Annotated in this window: 14 protein-coding genes; 6 read left to right on the top strand and 8 right to left on the bottom strand. The window is 68.9% G+C overall.

What is annotated here, in order from left to right; translation table 11 throughout:
• The 8 genes from P1P70_RS24830 to P1P70_RS24795 all read right to left on the bottom strand — a co-directional run.
• The coding region (locus tag P1P70_RS24830; RefSeq protein WP_319241381.1) for a histidinol-phosphate transaminase at nucleotides 1–1298 on the bottom strand (1298 nt) is incomplete at its 3' end.
• A 176-nt stretch (nucleotides 1299–1474) separates the two neighbouring features.
• Nucleotides 1475–2554 (bottom strand): aldose epimerase family protein, encoded by a 1080-nt coding sequence (locus tag P1P70_RS24825; RefSeq protein WP_319241379.1) that lies wholly within the window; start codon nucleotides 2552–2554, stop codon nucleotides 1475–1477.
• 45 nt (nucleotides 2555–2599) lie between these two features.
• Nucleotides 2600–3844, bottom strand: coding sequence for a multiple monosaccharide ABC transporter permease (gene mmsB, locus P1P70_RS24820; protein WP_319241377.1), 1245 nt, complete (start codon nucleotides 3842–3844; stop codon nucleotides 2600–2602).
• On the bottom strand, nucleotides 3841–5391 hold the full coding sequence (mmsA, locus tag P1P70_RS24815; RefSeq protein ID WP_319241375.1) for a multiple monosaccharide ABC transporter ATP-binding protein: 1551 nt from the start codon (nucleotides 5389–5391) through the stop codon (nucleotides 3841–3843). The genes mmsB and mmsA overlap by 4 nt, the downstream gene beginning before the upstream one ends.
• A 32-nt stretch (nucleotides 5392–5423) precedes the next feature.
• Nucleotides 5424–6536, bottom strand: coding sequence for a multiple monosaccharide ABC transporter substrate-binding protein (gene chvE, locus P1P70_RS24810; protein ID WP_319241373.1), 1113 nt, complete (start codon nucleotides 6534–6536; stop codon nucleotides 5424–5426).
• A gap of 136 nt (nucleotides 6537–6672) precedes the next feature.
• The gene (locus tag P1P70_RS24805) at nucleotides 6673–7641 is read right to left on the bottom strand and encodes a hypothetical protein (RefSeq protein WP_319241371.1); all 969 of its coding nucleotides are present in this window, start codon (nucleotides 7639–7641) and stop codon (nucleotides 6673–6675) included.
• A gap of 132 nt (nucleotides 7642–7773) precedes the next feature.
• Entirely contained in the window at nucleotides 7774–8814 is a 1041-nt protein-coding gene (locus P1P70_RS24800; RefSeq protein ID WP_319241368.1) for a zinc-dependent alcohol dehydrogenase, read from the bottom strand.
• A complete protein-coding gene (locus P1P70_RS24795) occupies nucleotides 8811–9968 on the bottom strand; it encodes a mandelate racemase/muconate lactonizing enzyme family protein (RefSeq protein ID WP_319241366.1) in 1158 nt (385 codons plus the stop codon). The genes P1P70_RS24800 and P1P70_RS24795 overlap by 4 nt, the downstream gene beginning before the upstream one ends.
• Before the next feature lie 768 nt (nucleotides 9969–10736).
• Here P1P70_RS24795 and P1P70_RS24790 point away from each other — a divergent pair.
• The 6 genes from P1P70_RS24790 to P1P70_RS24765 form a co-directional block, all read left to right on the top strand.
• Entirely contained in the window at nucleotides 10737–11780 is a 1044-nt protein-coding gene (locus P1P70_RS24790) for a LacI family DNA-binding transcriptional regulator (RefSeq protein ID WP_319241364.1), read from the top strand.
• 141 nt (nucleotides 11781–11921) lie between these two features.
• Nucleotides 11922–12926, top strand: a complete 1005-nt coding sequence (locus tag P1P70_RS24785; RefSeq protein ID WP_319241362.1) for an ABC transporter substrate-binding protein — start codon at nucleotides 11922–11924, stop codon at nucleotides 12924–12926.
• A 101-nt stretch (nucleotides 12927–13027) separates the two neighbouring features.
• Complete coding sequence (locus tag P1P70_RS24780) at nucleotides 13028–14566, top strand: sugar ABC transporter ATP-binding protein (RefSeq protein WP_319241360.1); 1539 nt, start codon at nucleotides 13028–13030, stop codon at nucleotides 14564–14566.
• Nucleotides 14563–15663, top strand: a complete 1101-nt coding sequence (locus P1P70_RS24775) for an ABC transporter permease (protein WP_319241358.1) — start codon at nucleotides 14563–14565, stop codon at nucleotides 15661–15663. The genes P1P70_RS24780 and P1P70_RS24775 overlap by 4 nt, the downstream gene beginning before the upstream one ends.
• A complete protein-coding gene (gene yjfF, locus P1P70_RS24770; protein ID WP_319241357.1) occupies nucleotides 15660–16691 on the top strand; it encodes a galactofuranose ABC transporter, permease protein YjfF in 1032 nt (343 codons plus the stop codon). The genes P1P70_RS24775 and yjfF overlap by 4 nt, the downstream gene beginning before the upstream one ends.
• 194 nt (nucleotides 16692–16885) lie before the next feature.
• Nucleotides 16886–17495: hypothetical protein (locus tag P1P70_RS24765; protein ID WP_319241355.1), on the top strand; the 610-nt coding region annotated here is incomplete at its 3' end.

Genomic DNA, 17495 nt, shown 5'->3' with positions numbered 1-17495 from the left:
GGCGCCGGCGCCGGGGACGCGAACTGCATGGAGGACGCGGGGGCCGGGGCGGGCATGCTCATGGCCTGCGCGGCGAGGTTCTGCATGCCGGTGCCGCTGGTCTCGCCCATCAGCCGGTCCACGGCCGCCGTACCCGAGCTGTAGCTGGTCCCGGTGCTCAGCTCGGGTACGGCGGCTCCCCTCCTGGACCCGTAGAGAACCGACTCCAGGCCGGACACCAGGCGACGCACGTCCACCTGGGGCCGGACCACGAGTCGCAGGAAGCGACTGGACGAGCCGACCTTGTTGCCGCACTCGCGGACCAGGATCCGGTGCTCGGTGAGGAGCCGGTCGCGGACCACGGTGCCCTCGGCGCCCACGGGCAGGCGCACGAAGAGGAAGTTCCCCTGCGATGGGTAGACCGTCAGCCCGGGGAGGGCGGAGAGCTGGCGGGCCATGTCCAGCCGGTCGCGGCGGATCTGGTGCAGGCTCTCCATGTACTCGGCGCCGTGGTTCTTCAGCATGAACACCACGTGCTCGGCGAAGGAGTTGAGGTTCCACTTCGGCAGCATCGAGCGGACCTTGCCGGCGAGTGCCGGGTTGGCGACCAGATAGCCGAAGCGGATGCCGTGCAGGCCGAAGTTCTTGCCGAGGCTGCGCAGTACGACCACGTTGGGCCGCATGACCGCGTCCTGGACCGTGCTCGGCTCGTTCTCGGCGTCGGAGAACTCCAGGAACGACTCGTCGATGACGATCAGGTCCAGGTCGGCCATCGCGTCCATGAACTGCACCAGCGCGTGCCGGTGGAGGAAGCCGCCGTCGGGGTTGTTGGGGTTGCAGATGACGGCGACCCTGGTGCCGCGGGCCCGGATGAACTCGGCGTACTGCGCGAGGTCGAGGGCGAAGCCGCTGGACTCCTGGAGCGGGAACATGTCGACCCGCTTGCCGGTCTCCATCGGCTGGTCGGTCCAGCGGCCGAAGGTGGGGACGGGGACGGCGAGGGACTCCCGGACGAGCAAGTGGTCGATCCAGGTGATGAGTTCGGTCGAGCCGTTGCCCATCGCCACGCACTGCGGCGGGAGTTGGAGCAGGTTGCACAGCTCGGCCGTGATGGTGTCCGCGCTGCTCGGGTAGTACGTGATGATGTCGCGCAGCCTGCTCGCCATGTCGTCGAACATGGCCGGGGTGGGGAAGTAGGGGTTGCAGGGGATACAGAAGTCCACCGGCCCCACCCCGTCGCCGCCCTCACGTGTCAGCGCAGCCATCGAGGGGCTGTGCGCCGCAGTGCTGCGGAACAACGAGGTGACGTTGTCGGCCATGGAACCTCCGTAGGGGGCGGACCCGTTGGGGACGACCGGGTCCGACGACTAAGGGCGGCCCGCGCGGGGGAGCACGGGCCGCCCCTACATACGCGTGCCGGGGTGGCGCTGTTCAACCACTGAGAGTTCCGTGGGAAATTGTGAGCGCGCTGTGAAGATCTTACGTCATGTCCGCGTCACGAAAACGCGTGCACGGTCGTCGACCGGTAGGTCTCACCGGGCCGCAGCACCGTCGACGGGTACGACGGCTTGTTCGGCGAGTCGGGGAAGTGCTGGGTCTCCAGGCACAGCGCGTCCCCCTGCCGGTAGATCCGCCCGGAGGGTCCGACGAGCGTGCCGTCGAGGAAGTTCCCGGAGTAGAACTGCATCCCCGGCTCGGTCGTGGAGACCGTCAGGGTGCGGCCCGACGCCGGGTCGGTGAGGGTGGCGGCCCACTCCGGCTCCGCCGTGACGCCCTTGTCGAGCACCCAGTTGTGGTCGAAGCCCTTGGCGTACAGCAGTTGGGGGTCGGCCACGCGGAGGTCCTCGGCGATCGTCTTGCCCGTCCGGAAGTCGAAGGGGGTGCCCTCCACCGCGGCCGGCTCACCGGTGGGGATCAGGCCGGCGTCGACGGGGGTGTAGCGGCCGGCGGCGATCGTCAGCCGGTGGTCGCCGACCGAGCCGCTGCCCTCACCCGCGAGGTTCCAGTACACATGGCTGGTGAGGTTGACGACGGTGGCCCGGTCGGTGGTGGCCTCGTAGTCGACGCGCCAGTCGCCCCCCGAGGTGAGCGTGTACGTCACCCTCACGTCGAGCGTGCCGGGGTAACCCATGTCACCGTCGGCGCTCGTGTGGGTCAGGTACAGCCCGACCTCCGAGTCCCGCTCGAACGGCTCGACCTCCCACACCACCTTGTCGAAGCCCCCGGCGCCGCCGTGCAGGCTGTTGGCGCCGTCGTTGACGGACAGCTCGTACGTCGTGCCGTCCAGCGTGAAGCGGCCCTCGCCGAGACGGTTGCCGTACCGGCCGATCAGCGCGCCGAAGTACGGGGAGCCGGCGACGTACTCCTCGACGGTGCCGAAGCCGAGGGAGACACCTGCGTACCGGCCCTCGCTGTCCGGGACCTCCAGTGACTGCACGATCCCGCCGTACGACAGGACCTTCAGCCGTGTGCCGCCGTTCTCCAGCGACCAGCGGTGGATCTCGGTCCCGTCGGCGAGCTTGCCGAAGAGTTCCTTCACGGGTGACGCCCCACTTTCCTGTTCATGCCTGTTCATGAAAAAAGGGGGCCCCGCCTTTCGGCGAGGCCCCCTTCCGGTGTGTCAGGAACCGCTCTTGCGCTTGTTCCACACGTCGAACCCGACGGCAGCCAGCAGGGCCAGGCCCTTGATGACCTGCTGCCAGTCGGTGCCGATGCTGAGGAGGTTCATGCCGTTGTTCAGCACGCCGAGGACGAGACCACCGATGATCGCGCCGAGGACGGTGCCGACACCGCCGCTCATCGACGCGCCGCCGATGAACGCCGAGGCGATGGCCTCCAGTTCGTAGCTCAGACCCGCCTTCGGCGAGGCGGCGTTGAGCCGGGCGGCGATCGCCAGACCCGCCAGGGCCGCGAGCACGCCCATGTTGACGAAGACCAGGAAGGTGACCTTCTTGTCCTTCACGCCGGAGAGCTTCGCGGCCGGCAGGTTGCCGCCGATCGCGTAGATGTGCCGGCCGAAGACGGAGTTGCGCATCACATAGCCGTAGCCGACCACCAGCGCGCCCAGGACCAGCAGGATGATCGGCGCGCCCCGGAAGCTGGCGAGCAGCATCGTGACCGTGAGCAGCGCGGCCGAGATGGCGACCAGCTTGAGCAGGAAGATGTTGCGCGGAGCCACCTCGAGGGCGAACTCCTGCTGGCGCTTGCGGTCACGCATCTCCTGGATGACCACGAAGGCGATCAGGGTGAAGCCCAGCAGCAGGGTGAGGTTGTGGTAGTTCGTGGTGGGGCCGACCTCGGGCAGGAAGCCGTTGCCCATCTTCTCCAGGCCCTTGGGGAACGGGCCGAGGGTCTGGCCCTCCAGGAGGATCTCGGTCACACCGCGGAAGACCAGCATGCCGGCGAGGGTGACGATGAACGACGGTATGCCGAGATACGCGATGAAGAACCCCTGTGCCGCGCCCGCGACCCCGCCCGCCATCAGGCACAGGACCACGGCGAGCGGCCAGGGCACGTCGTGCTGCACGGTCAGCACGGCCGCGAACGCGCCCACGAAGGCCGTGAGCGAACCGACCGAGAGGTCGATGTGGCCCGCGACGATCACCAGCATCATGCCGATCGCGAGGATCAGGATGTAGCTGTTCTGCAGCACCAGGTTGGAGACGTTGCGCGGCAGCAGCAGGTCGCCGTCGGTCAGGATCGCGAAGAAGGCCACGATCAGGCCGAGGGCGATCAGCATGCCGTACTGCCGCATGTTGCGGCGCATACCGTCCAGCACCAGCTGCAACAGGCCGCCGCCCGTGGCCGATCCGGTGCCGCCCGGCGGCGCCGGGGCCGGGCTCTTGGCGGTCACATCCGTGCTCATCGGGTTACCTCTTTGTCCTTCGTCATCTGGCGCATCAGCGATTCCTGCGTGGCCTCGGCCCGCGAGAACTCGCCTGTCAGCCGTCCCGCCGCCATGGTGTAGATGCGGTCGCACATCCCGAGGAGCTCCGGCAGCTCCGAGGAGATGAAGACGACCGCCTTGCCCTCGGCGGCCAGCTTGTCGATCACCGTGTAGATCTCGTACTTGGCGCCGACGTCGATACCGCGCGTCGGCTCGTCCAGGATCAGCACGTCCGGACCGGCGAAGATCCACTTGCTGAGGACGACCTTCTGCTGGTTGCCGCCGGACAGCTTGCCCACCGGCTCGAACACCGTCGGTGCCTTGATGTTCATGGTCTTGCGGTAGCGCTCGGCGACCTGGCGTTCCTCGTGCTCGTCGACGACGCCCCGCTTGGCGACCTTGTTCAGGGCGGTCAGCGAGATGTTCCGGTTGATCGTGTCGATCAGGTTGAGGCCGTAGTGCTTGCGGTCCTCGGTGACGTACGCGATGCCGTGCTTGACGGCCTCGGCGACCGACTTCGTACGGATCTCGGTGCCGTCCTTGAGGACCGTGCCGCCCGCGTAGCGGCCGTAGGTCCGGCCGAAGACGCTCATCGCGAGCTCCGTGCGGCCGGCGCCCATCAGGCCCGCGATCCCGACGATCTCCCCGCGCCGCACGTTGATCGACACGTCGTCGACGACCTTGCGCTGCTGGTCGATGGGGTGGAGCACGGTCCAGTCGCGGATCTCCAGGGCCGGTGCCGCGCCCACCTCCGGCTCGTGCGGGGTGCGGTCGGGGAAGCGGTTGTCGAGGTCGCGGCCCACCATGCCGCTGATGATCCGGTCCTCGGTGGTCTCCTCGGCCTTGACGTCGAGGGTCTCGATCGACTTCCCGTCGCGGATGATCGTCACCGAGTCGGCGACCTTGCGGATCTCGTTGAGCTTGTGGGAGATGATGATCGAGGTGATGCCCTGCTTCTTCAACTCCAGGATGAGATCCAGGAGTTTGCCGCTGTCCTCGTCGTTCAGGGCGGCGGTCGGCTCGTCCAGGATGAGGAGCTTCACCTTCTTGGACAGGGCCTTGGCGATCTCCACCAGCTGCTGCTTGCCCACGCCGATGTCGGCGACCCGGGTCTCCGGGTGGTCGTCGAGACCGACCCTGCGCAGCAGCTGCGTCGCGTGCCGCAGGGTCTCCCGCCAGTCGATGAACCCGCCCTTGGCGTGCTCGTTGCCGAGGAAGATGTTCTCCGCCAGGGAGAGGTACGGCGACAGCGCCAGCTCCTGGTGGATGATGACGATGCCGCGCTGCTCGCTCGCGCGGATGTCCTTGAACTCGCAGCCCTCTCCCTCGAAGAGGATCTCGCCCTCGTAGCTGCCGTGCGGATGGACGCCGGAGAGCACCTTCATCAAGGTGGACTTTCCGGCGCCGTTCTCACCGCAGATGGCGTGGACCTCGCCCTGGCGGACGGTCAGGGTGACGTCCGACAGCGCTTTGACGCCGGGAAAGGTCTTGACGATCGAGCGCATTTCCAGGACGGGTCCCGCCATGGTCGTGCCTTCCAATCAGTTGATGCCGGCGGTTACTTGAGGTCGCCGGCCTTGATGTAGCCGGAGTCGACGACGACCTTCTGGTAGTTGGCCTTGTCGACGGCGACCGGCTCAAGCAGGTAGGCCGGGATGACCTTGGAACCGTTGTCGTAGGTCTCGGTGTCGTTGGTCTCGGGCTTCTTGTCGTTCAGCAGCGCGTCGACCATGTTCGAGGCGACCTTGGCGAGCTCGCGGGTGTCCTTGTAGACGGTCATCGACTGCTCGTCCGCGATGATCGACTTCACCGAGGCGACCTCGGCGTCCTGGCCGGTGACGATCGGCAGCGGCTTGTCCTTGGAGCCGTAGCTGTCGGACTTCAGCGCGGAGAGGATGCCGATGGAGATGCCGTCGTACGGCGAGAGGACGGCGTCGACCTTGCCGGTCTTGTAGTCCTTGGTGAGGATGTCGTCCATGCGGCGCTGGGCGGTGGCGCCGTCCCAGCGCAGGGTGGTGACCTTGGTGATGTCGGTCTCGCCGGACTTCACGACCAGCTGCTTCTTGTCGATGTACGGCTTGAGGACGTTCATCGCGCCGTTGAAGAAGTAGCGGGTGTTGTTGTCGTCGTTGGAGCCGGCGAAGAGCTCGATGTTGAACGGGCCCTTCTTGGAGCCGTCCTTCAGGCCGAGCTTCTCGACGATGTAGTTGCCCTGGAGCTCGCCGACCTTCTCGTTGTCGAAGGAGGCGTAGTAGTCGACGTTCTCGGTGCCGAGGATCAGGCGGTCGTAGGAGATGACCGGGATGTTGGCGTCCTTGGCCTGCTGGAGCACGTTGTTCATCGACTTGTTGTCGATCGCCGCGACGATCAGGGCCTTCACGCCCTGCGTGATCATGTTCTCGATCTGGGAGACCTGCTTGGCGGGGTCGTCCTCGCCGAAGACCAGCTGGGTCTCGTAGCCCTTGGACTTCAGGTCCGCGACGACGTTGTTGCCGTCGGCGATCCAGCGCTCGGAGGACTTGGTCGGCATCGAGATGCCGATGGTGGCGCCCTCGGTGCTGCCCTTCTCCTCCTTGCTGCCGCCCTCGCCGCTCTGGCCGCAGGCGGACAGGGTGAGGGCGAGGGAGGCGGCGGAGGCTATGGCGGCGAGTGCGGCTCGGCGGGTACGCATGATCATCATCCTTGATGTCTTGAAGGCCTGGAACGGTCTGGCGAGGACGGCGCTTCACGAGCCGAAAGATGCCAGAGGAGATGTGGGGGATTCTGTGTGACTGCGTCTTCTTCTGTGAAGACAGTTGTCCGCTTCGTTATGAGGGATTTCCGAATCGCTTCAGATCGCCGGGCAGTCGGGAGCCCAGCGGAGCCATCTCCCCGTCCGCTCCGTGCCGCGCGAGCAGGTCCAGGGCCAGCCGGCCGCGCCGCACGCGTTCCTTGGCCGTGGACAGCGTGAGATCGCGCATGTGGTGCCCGTAGGGGTAGATCCCGGGGGCCTTCGACAGGCCGAACTTCAGGTAGATCGGCGCACCGCGCCGGATCAGCTCGGCGACCTCGTACATCCGGACGTAGCCGCCGAGGTCGTCGGGCGCCTCGATGTACATGTCCATGGGGGCGCCGGACACCCGCCGGATCTCCGTGAGGTGGTCGAGCGTGAGGTCGCTCGGCACGTTGATCGAGTCGCCGCCGAGGTTCTCGTACACGGCGTACGCGGTCGGGTTCACCGGTCCGATCAGCGCCGACACCTTGAACGTCGTGTCGGCCGGGATGATCCCCTCCACACGCGCCCGGTGCAGCGTCCACAGCACGCCCTCGTCGGCGACGAGCAGGCACTTCACGCCCAGCTCGGTCGCGCGCACGGCGTCCTCGACACAGCCGGCGACAGCGTCGTGGCCCCGGGCGCGCAGACCGGCGCCCTTGGAGTCCGTACGGGTGGAGGCGCCGATGTCCCAGGTGCCGCGCGGGCCGGTGAACAGGCAGAGCTCGATGTCGCGCTCGGCCGTCGCCTCCACCATCTCGGTGATCTCGGCGTCGGTGAGCATCCACACACCGCTGCCCTGGCTGATCCGGTGGATCGGGACATCGAGCCGCGAGGCCTCCTTGAGGACCACGGCGAGCGCCTCGGGCCCCTCCACGGAGGGCACCTCGGTGCGCCAGCGGCCGCCGCCGGGGAAGGCGTGCGGGGAGGCGTCGGAAGGGTCGAGGGCGGGTGCGTTCAGCCCGAGCGCGGCGAGCGCCTGCTCGCCGGGTCGGCGCGGCGCCGGAGCGGTGGTGTCGGTCACAAGCTGTCCTTCTGGCTGCATCAGATTCGATATTTCGGACAAGGTTCGCGGCTCTTGGTGCACAAAGCTCTTGGGTGTACGCCGGTACGAAGTCGTCAGGTACCCCGTACCGGCGTACGGCTCAGGGGTGTGTCATGGCCGCAGCAGGACCTTGCCGACCGTCGGGTCGCCGGACCCCACCAACTCGATGGCCTGCGGGAACTCCGCCAGCGGCAGCTCGTGCGTGACGAGCGGCAGCGGGTCCAGCAGTCCGGCCCCGAAGACCCGCACGGTGTGTGCCCAGGCGTCCGGCGCCGCGCCGAACACCGTGTGCACCTCCAGCTGTCGTACGACGAGATCGGTCGGGTCGAGCCCGTCCGCGCCCGCCGCCGGGATGCCCGTCAGGACCAGCCGCCCGCCGCGCCGCAGCAGGGCGGCGGCCGTGCGCGCCGCGTCCGCGGACCCGGCGGTCTCGATGACCACGTCGAAGTCGCCGGGCAGCTCCTGGTCCTTGGTGCGGAAGTCCGTGGCGCCGAAGCGCTTCGACAGCTCCGCACGGTCCGGCCGGGTGCCCACGACGAGCAGCTCGGCGGGGGAGGCCGCCTTCAAGAACTGAACGGCGAACATCCCGAGCGTCCCGGTCCCCACCACGGCGACCCGCTCACCCGGAACGGCGTTCGCCTTGAGCGCGGCGGCCGCGATGCACGCGGCCGGCTCCAGCAGCGCCGCCGCCGTCAGATCCGCGTCGTCCGGCAGGACGTGCAGCAGACGGGCGGGCAGGGTGAGGGTCGTGGCCATCGCGCCGGGCTGGGTGAACCCGGTCTCCTCGTACCCCGCGGAGCACAGGGTGGTCTCGCCCGCGTGGCAGCGGTCGCACACCTGGCAGTTCCGGAAGCCTTCGCCAACTACCTTGCGCCCTACAAGAGTTGAAGGAACGCCGGCGCCGACCTCGACGACCGTCCCGGACCACTCGTGGCCCGGGGTGAGCGGGTAGCGGACGTACCCCTCCGGCCGGTTGCCCTGGAAGACCTCGCGGTCGCTGCCGCAGATCCCCGAGGCGTGCACCCGGACCAGGGCCTCGCCGGCCTCCGGCTGCCGGGCCTCGTGCGGGACGAGACGGTGCTCGCCCGGCGCCTCGATGACGACGGCGACGGCCGGCGTGCCGGAGTCGGCCGCGTCGGGCGAGGCGCTCACTCGGTCCCCTTGGGCTTGCGCTGCTCCCAGCCCTCGGCCCACAGGTCGAACCGCGCCTGCTGCTGCGGGAACTCCGCCGCCGCGTCCACGTCCAGCTCGACCCCGAGGCCGGGCTTGTCGGAGAGGTGGAAGTAACCGTCCACGACCTCGGGCGCGCCCGAGACGACCTTCTTGATCTCCGCGTCCGCGAAGTCGTTGAAGTGCTCCAGGATCTTGAAGTTCGGGGAGGTGAACCCGACCTGGAGGGAGGCCGCCGTCAGCACCGGGCCGCCCACGTTGTGCGGCGCGACCAGCGTGTAGTGGGTCTCGGCGGTCGCGGCCAGCTTGCGGGTCTCCCAGATGCCGCCGATGTGACCGACGTCCGGCTGGATGATGTCCACGGCCTGGCTCTCGAAGAGCTCCCGGAACTCGATCCGGTCGTGGATGCGCTCACCCGTGGCCACCGGGATGTCGACCTTGGCGGCGACCTTCTCCAGCGCCTTCAGGTTCTCCGGCGGGCACGGCTCCTCCAGCCACGCGGGCTTGAAGGGCGCCAGGTCCTTGGCCAGCCGCACGGCGGTCGACGGCGAGAAGCGGCCGTGCATCTCCAGCATCAGCTCGGCGTCCGGCCCGATGGCGTCGCGCACGGCCTCGATCAGCGAGACGGCGTACAGGCTCTGCTCGTGGTCCAGCTCGAAGTGGCCGGTCCCGAAGGGGTCGATCTTGAGCGCCTTGTAGCCGCGCTCCATCACGCCCTGTGCCGCCTTGTGGTACGCCTCCGGCGTCCGCTCGGTGGTGTACCAGCCGTTGGCGTACGCCTTGACCTTGTCGGTGACCTTGCCGCCCAGCAGCTGCCAGACCGGTACGCCGAGGGCCTTGCCCTTGATGTCCCAGCAGGCCATCTCGATGACGGCGATGCCGGACATCACGATCTCGCCGGCGCGCCCGTAGTCGCCGTACTTCATGCGCTTGACCAGATCCTCGACAGCGAACGGGTCGGAGCCGAGAATGTGGTTGGTCTTCGCCTCGTGCAGATAGCCGAGCAGCGCGTCGGTGTGGCCCAGCATGCGGGTCTCGCCGACTCCGGTGAGACCCTCGTCGGTGTGCACGAGGACGTAGGTCAGGTTTCGCCACGGCGTCCCGACCACGTGCGTGCTGATTCCCGTGATGCGCACGGTACTCCCTGCCCTCTGTAGCTCGTAGTTTGTTCGAAATTTCGTCGCTCGTTCGAAATGCTGGTCGCGACAGTAAGGACGACCCGGTCGGAGTGTCAATGGGTCGAACACACAACGGTCCGGAGCGGCCCCCGCGACCCGCGCCCCGGGAACGGTACGGGGTGATCCGGGGTCGGGTGAACACGGCGCGCGGCACCCGGATGTGAGCGGTGTCCTTGACGGGGGCGAGGGCGTCCAAGAGGCCCGCGGCGGGGGCGTGATGTCCGTTGCGTCCGTGGCGAGTTGGGGGCGGTGCGGCGATTTCCGGACGTGCTGGGGGTCCCGGGTTTCGGTCGCCGCCGGCCGGTCGGGGCGCCGGAATGCGGGCCCTGCCTGGCCGATCGGGCCGGACGGCGCGCCCGGAAGCGGACTCGCGGCGGCTCGCGTCAACGCGATCGGGCCAAAAGCCCGTTGCCCCGCAGGTCGGCGCGCCGGATCGTCGCCGTCGTGACCCGTGCCACCCGTCGCGTTACTCAAACGTGACCGCCCTCCCTGCTGCAACCCTCTTGACCGCCGGGAATTGTTAGCGCTCACAATGACCTCCGCAACGCACCACTCACCGCCCGACGACATCCAAGGAGGTACGAGCGCCGTGTCGGCTTTGCGTCAACTCGCCCTCCCCCCGGATGCCCTGGGACGTTCCGGACTCCCGGTATGAAACCGGCGGCGCGGGAGCGTGCTCCCGCCACACGGGTCTTATCGGCAGACGACCGCCAAGGAGGTGCGGCCGTGACACACTCGCAGCTGCGGCCGCCCACCATGGCCGACGTCGCCCGCCAGGCCGGGGTGTCCCACCAGACCGTCTCCCGTGTGCTGGGGGACCACCCCAACGTGCGGGACGAGACCCGGGCCAAGGTGCTCCGGGCGATCGAGGAGATGGGCTACCGCCGCAACTTCTCCGCACGGGCCCTGGCGACCAGGCGCACCCAGACCCTGGGCGTGGTGGCCTCCAACACCACGCTCTACGGCCCGGCCAGCACCCTGTTCGCACTGGAGGAGGCGGCGCGGGCCGAGGGGTACCTCGTCTCGACGGTCAGTCTGCGCGAACTGACCGTGGAGGCACTGTCCGAGGCCCTGGACCGTCTCAGCGAGGGCGGGGTGGAGGGAGTGATCGCCCTCGCCCCGCAGCGCTCGGCGGTCGCCGCCCTCAGCGAACTCCGCCACCCCTTCCCGGTGGTGGCGGTGGGCACCGGCTCCGGCGCGGAGATCCCGAGCGTCAACGTCGACCAGCACCTGGGCGCGCGGCTGGCCACCGGCCATCTGCTCGCCGCCGGTCACCGCAAGGTCTGGCACCTCGCCGGCCCCGAGTACTGGCAGGAGGCCGCCGACCGGACCGCCGGCTGGCGGGCCACCCTCGAGGAGGCGGGCGTCGAACCGCCGCAGCCGCTGCGGGGGGACTGGAGTCCGCTCTCGGGCTACCGGGCGGGCCAGGAACTGGCCGGCTGGGTGGGCCGCGGCCTGACCGCCGTCTTCGTCGCCAACGACCAGATGGCACTGGGGGTGTTGCGGGCCCTGCGCGAGGCGGGCGTACGGACCCCCCAGGACGTGGCGGTGGTCGGCTTCGACGACATCCCGGAGTCGGAGTTCTTCGCCCCGCCGCTCACCACCGTCCGACAGGACTTCGCCACGGTGGGCCAGCGGAGCATCGCCCTCCTGCTGGACCTCATCGAGGGCAGGGCCTCCACGGTCTCCCGGGTCGCCATCGAACCCCAGCTCGTCGTCCGTGCCAGCACCTTCCCGTACGTCCCCCTGGCGGGGGCAGCCCCGGGCTGACGCGGAACCGAACAACCGAACGTCATTCATCCATCAGCGTGGCCGACATTTCGAACAATGATCGACAGGTTGGACGCAGTGCGGCCGGTCCCTGAGTACCAACGGTCCGTCCCCGGACCGGCTCTTCAAAGGAGAAGAAACATGCTCAACAGACGGAACTTCCTGACCGCGGCGATCGGCGTGGCGGCGGCGGGCACCCTGGCGGCCTGTGCCAAGGAGGACGAGGGCTCCAGCGGTAACGCCGGTTCCGGCGGCAGCAAGAAGATCACCCTCGGCTTCTCCCAGGTCGGCTCCGAGAGCGGCTGGCGCAGCGCCAACACCGACTCCGTGAAGTCGGCCGCCAAGGAGGCGGGCTACAACCTCAAGTTCTCCGACGCGCAGCAGAAGCAGGAGAACCAGATCTCCGCGATCCGCAGCTACATCGCGCAGAAGGTGGACGTCATCGCCTTCTCGCCGGTCGTCGTCACCGGCTGGGACGCCATCCTCAAGGAGGCCCAGGCCGCGAAGATCCCCGTCGTCCTGACCGACCGCTCCGTCGAGAGCGACGAGTCCCTGTTCGTCACCCTGGTCGGCTCCGACTTCACCGACGAGGGCCGCCGCGCCGCCAAGATCCTGGAGAAGGTCCTGGAGAAGGCCGGCCACAAGGGCAAGGTGAAGATCGCCCAGCTGGAGGGCACCACCGGTGCCGCCCCGGCGATCGAGCGCGCCAAGGGCTTCAAGGAGATCATGGACGCCGAGCACAAGGACGACTGGGAGATCGTCGTCAGCCAGACCGGTGACTTCACCCGCGCCGGCGGCAAGCAGGTCATGGCGGCCTTCCTGCAGTCCAACCCGGACATCAACGTCCTCTACGCGCACAACGACGACATGGGCCTCGGCGCCATCCAGGCCATCGAGGCGGCCGGCAAGAAGCCCGGCAAGGACATCCTCATCGTCACGGTCGACGGTGTGAAGGACGGCTTCATCGCGATGTCCGAAGGCAAGATCAACGCGATCGTCGAGTGCAACCCGCTGCTCGGCCCCCAGCTGATGGAGGTCGTGCAGAAGGTCAAGGACGGCGAGAAGGTCGAGCGCTGGATCAAGACCGAGGAGAGCGACTTCATGCAGGACCAGGCCAAGGACGCGCTCCCCACCCGTAAGTACTGACCCACCCGCCCCACCGGCAGGGAGCCTCCAGGGGAACCGGGCACGACCCGGTCCCGGAGGCTCCCCGCGGGCCTGAACCCATGTCAAGAGGAGCGCTGCTCATGGCAGAGCCGCGGCCCGTCCTGGAGATGACGGGCATAGTCAAGGAGTTTCCGGGGGTACGGGCTCTGTCGGGCGTCGACTTCCGGCTCTTCCCCGGCGAGATACACGCCCTGATGGGCGAGAACGGTGCGGGGAAGTCCACCCTCATCAAGGTGCTGACGGGGGTCTACTCCCTGGACGGCGGCACCGTCACCCTCGACGGGAAGTCCGTGCTGTTCGGCAGCCCGCTGCAGGCGCAGCAGGCCGGCATCAGCACGGTCTACCAGGAGGTCAACCTCTGCCCCAACCTCTCGGTGGCGGAGAACATCTTCATCGGACGCGAACCCACGCGCGGCGGCCGCATCCAGTGGAAGCGGATGCGCAAGGAGGCCGCGGAGCTCGTCGACCGGCTCGGCCTCGACATCGACGTGACCGCGCCCCTGTCCGCGTACCCGCTGGCCGTGCAGCAACTGGTCGCGATCGTACGGTCGGTGGGCACCGGCGACAGCGACGGCGAGGGCTCCGGCACCAAGGTGCTGGTCCTGGACGAGCCCACCTCCAGCCTCGACCGCGACGAGGTCCTCGAACTCTTCCGCCTGATGCGGCGGCTGCGGGACGAGGGCGTCGCCATCCTCTTCGTCTCCCACTTCCTGGACCAGATCTACGAGATCTGCGACCGGATGACGGTGCTGCGCAACGGCACCCTGGTCGGCGAGCACATGGTCCGCGACCTCGACCAGGTCGGGCTGATCGAGCTGATGATCGGCAAGGCCCTGGACCAGCTGGAGGAGCTCCACGAGCACCAGCTGCGCTCCGACGTCGGCGAGACCCTGGTCGCCGCCGAGGGCCTCGGCCGCACCGGCGGCATCGCCCCCTTCGACCTGGAGATCAAGAAGGGCGAGGTCGTCGGCCTCGCCGGACTGCTCGGCTCCGGCCGCACCGAACTCGCCCGGCTGCTCTTCGGCGCCGACCAGCCCGACAGCGGCAAGGTCACCGTGGGCGGCAAGCAGGTCTCGATGAGCGCCCCGAACGACGCCATCGGCGCCGGCGTCGCCTTCTGCTCGGAGAACCGCAAGGCCGAGGGCCTGGTCCCCGATCTGACGGTCCGGGAGAACATCATCCTGGCCCTCCAGGCCTCCCGCGGCTGGACCCGGCCCATCCCGGCGAGCCAGCGCGACGAACTGGTCGCCAAGTACATCAAGGCGCTGGACATCCGCCCCGCCAACCCGGAGGCCCGGGTCGGCCAGCTCAGCGGCGGCAACCAGCAGAAGGTGCTGCTCGCCCGCTGGCTGATCACCCAGCCGAAGCTGCTGATCCTGGACGAGCCGACGCGCGGCATCGACATCGGCGCGAAGGCGGAGATCCAGAAGCTGGTCGTCTCCCTCTCCGAGGACGGCATGTCCGTCCTCTACATCGCGGCCGAGCTGGAGGAGGTACTCCGCCTCAGCCACACCATCGGGGTCCTGCGCGACCGCAAGCTGGTGGCCCGGCTCACCAACGGGCCGGAGATCACCACCAGCAAGATCCTGGAGACCATCGCGAGCGGAGAACACCAGTGAGCACCCCATCCGCAGCCAGCACCTCCCGCTGGCGGGCGCTGACGCAGCACCACCTGTTCTGGCCGGTCGCGGTCCTGGTGGCCCTGCTGCTCGTCAACGTCCCCTTCACCCCGGACTTCTTCGCGATCAGGATGACGGACGGCCACCTCTACGGCAGCCTCGTCTCGATCGTGCTGTTCGGTTCGCCGCTGATCCTGGTCGCGGTCGGCATGACCCTGGTCATCGCCACCGGCGGCATCGACCTCTCCGTCGGCGCGGTCGTCGCCATCACCGGCGCCCTGACCTGTTCGTACATCAGCGACCAGGCCGACCAGAACGCGCTGGCCGGGGTCTTCCTGGCCATGGGCATCGGCCTGGTGGCCGCGGTCCTGTGCGGTCTGTGGAACGGCTTCCTGGTGGCCCGCATGGGCATCCAGCCGATCATCGCGACCCTGATCATCATGGTCGCCGGACGCGGTGTCGCCCAGCTGATCACCGACGGCCAGATCATCACCATCAACAGCGAGCCGTACAAGCTGATCGGCGGCGGCTACTGGCTGACGCTGCCCTTCTCCATCTTCGTGGTGGCCGCGGTCGTCGCCGTCACCGTCGCGCTGACCCGGAAGACCGCGCTCGGACTGCTCGTCGAGTCCGTCGGCGGCAACGCCGAGGCCAGCCGCCTGGTGGGTATCCGGTCCCGGCGCATCAAGATCATGGTCTATATGTTCTGCGCCCTCTGCGCGGGCATCGCCGGCCTGATGATCAGCTCCAACACCTCGGCCGCGGACGGCAACAACGCCGGTCTGTGGATCGAGCTGGACGCGATCCTCGCGGTGGTCATCGGCGGCACCTCGCTGCTCGGCGGCCGGTTCTCGATCGGCGGCACCGTGATCGGCGCCCTCGTGATCCAGACCCTGACCACCACGATCTACACCATCGGTGTGCCGACCCAGACCAACCTGGTCTTCAAGGCCGCCGTCGTCATCGTCGTCTGCCTGCTGCAGTCCCCGAAGTTCCGGGCCAAGGTCTTCGGCGCCAAGGGGCGCGGGAAGCCCGCCGCCCCGGCGGAGCCCGCCACCCCGGCCGACGCCGCCCCGAAGATGGAGGTGTCGCGATGAGCGCGACCACCAAGACCCGTACGGCCCCGGAAGGCCGTACGGCGTCCCAGGCGTCCGCGATCACCCGGCTGCTCGGCGACCGGCGGCTGCCGGTCCTGGTCACGGCCGCCCTGTTCCTCGCGATGTACGTCACCGGCCTCAGCCGGTACCAGAACTACGGGTTCGCCGAACCGCAGGTCTTCCTCAACCTGTTCATCGACAACGGCTACCTCCTGGTCGCCGCCGTCGGCGCCACCTTCGTCATCATGTCCGGCGGCATCGACCTGTCCGTGGGCTCGCTGATCGGCTTCACCACCATGTTCACGGCCTGGCTGGTGGAGCGTCAGGGACTGCCCCTGATCGTGGTCGTCCCGCTCGCCCTCGGTGTGGGCGCGTTCGGCGGCTTCCTCATGGGCTATGTGATCCACAACTTCGAGATCCAGCCGTTCATCGTGACCCTCGCCGGACTCTTCCTCTTCCGGGGCCTGTGCCTGGTCATCAGCAAGGAGTCCATCTCCATCAGCGACTCCACGGTCAGCAGCCTCGCCCAGACCCGGGTGCCGCTGGGGCTGGGAGACCTGTCGATCGGCGCCCTCGTGGCCCTGGCCGTCCTCGCCCTGGCCTTCTACGTGCTGCACTACACGCGCTTCGGACGCCGTGTGTACGCGATCGGCGGCAACGAGCAGTCGGCGCTGCTGATGGGGCTTCCGCTGGGCGGTACCAAGATCGCGGTCTACACGGTGAGCGGCTTCTGCTCGGCGCTGGCCGGCCTGCTGTTCATGCTGTACATCCAGTCCGGTGACCCGCTGCACGCCGTCGGCATGGAACTCGACGCCATCGCCGCGGTGGTCATCGGCGGCACCCTGCTGACGGGTGGCTCCGGCTACGTCATCGGCACCCTCTTCGGTGTCCTGGTGCTGGGCCTGATCAAGAGCATCATCCAGTTCGAGGGCACCCTCAGCTCCTGGTGGACGAAGATCGCCACCGGCGTGCTGCTCTGCGCGTTCATCCTGATCCAGCGGGCCATGACGGCCCGGAAACAGACCTGAACCGAGGAGTCCCCGGCCCGTCGGCCCCCGCGGTCCGTCGCACCCACCGTGCGGCGGACCGCTCGGCGTGCGCCGATCGCGGCGTATGGTCGGGGTTGACCGCAACTGGGCAAACCGGAAAGACCAGTTCCGCACACAACCTTCACGGGAGCCTCTAGGAACGCTCCCCGTGCGGAATCTAGTCTTCCCGCGTCATGGACTACTGCCACCCGTGCCGACGGCACCTCAACGGCGCCCTCGCCTGCCCGGGCTGCGGCACCCCCGTCGAAGAGCTGCGCGCGTACGCGGACGAAGCCGACGCGCACCCCGAGGAAGCCGAGGAGACCTCCCCGGCGCCCGAGGGCGAGCCCGGCCCCCGCGCCGCGCGCCGCCGGGCCGGCCGGGAGCGCGCGACGGGGACGCGCTCCAACCGCCGCGACCGCAAGGCCGCCGCCCACCGGCGGCGGCGCAAGCGCGTCCTGCTGATCGGCTCCGGGCTGCTGCTGGCCGTCGGCGCGCTGAGCCTGGCGGAGCTGGGCATGGAGTCCCCCGGATCCGGTCCGACGACCAACGCGGCCGACGACGAGCCCGCGGGCGGTGCCTCGGCCTCCCCCGACGGCGGTTCGGCCGAGCGGGACGGCACGACGGGGGGCTCCGGCGAGGACGCCTCCCCGTCCGCCTCGCCCTCCAAGTCGGCCTCGCCGTCCGCCTCCGCGTCGGAGAAGGACGACAAGGACAAGGCCAAGGACGAGGCCGAGCAGGAGAAGGAACGCGACTCCCAGTCCGCGGCCACGGGCTCCCGCCCCGACGCGTCCCCCTCCGCCC

The organism is Streptomyces sp. MB09-02B (assembly GCF_033794485.1).
Lineage (GTDB): Bacteria > Actinomycetota > Actinomycetes > Streptomycetales > Streptomycetaceae > Streptomyces.
The sequence above is the reverse complement of the archived record's forward strand: the minus strand, read 5'-3'. Positions and strand labels throughout refer to the sequence as shown.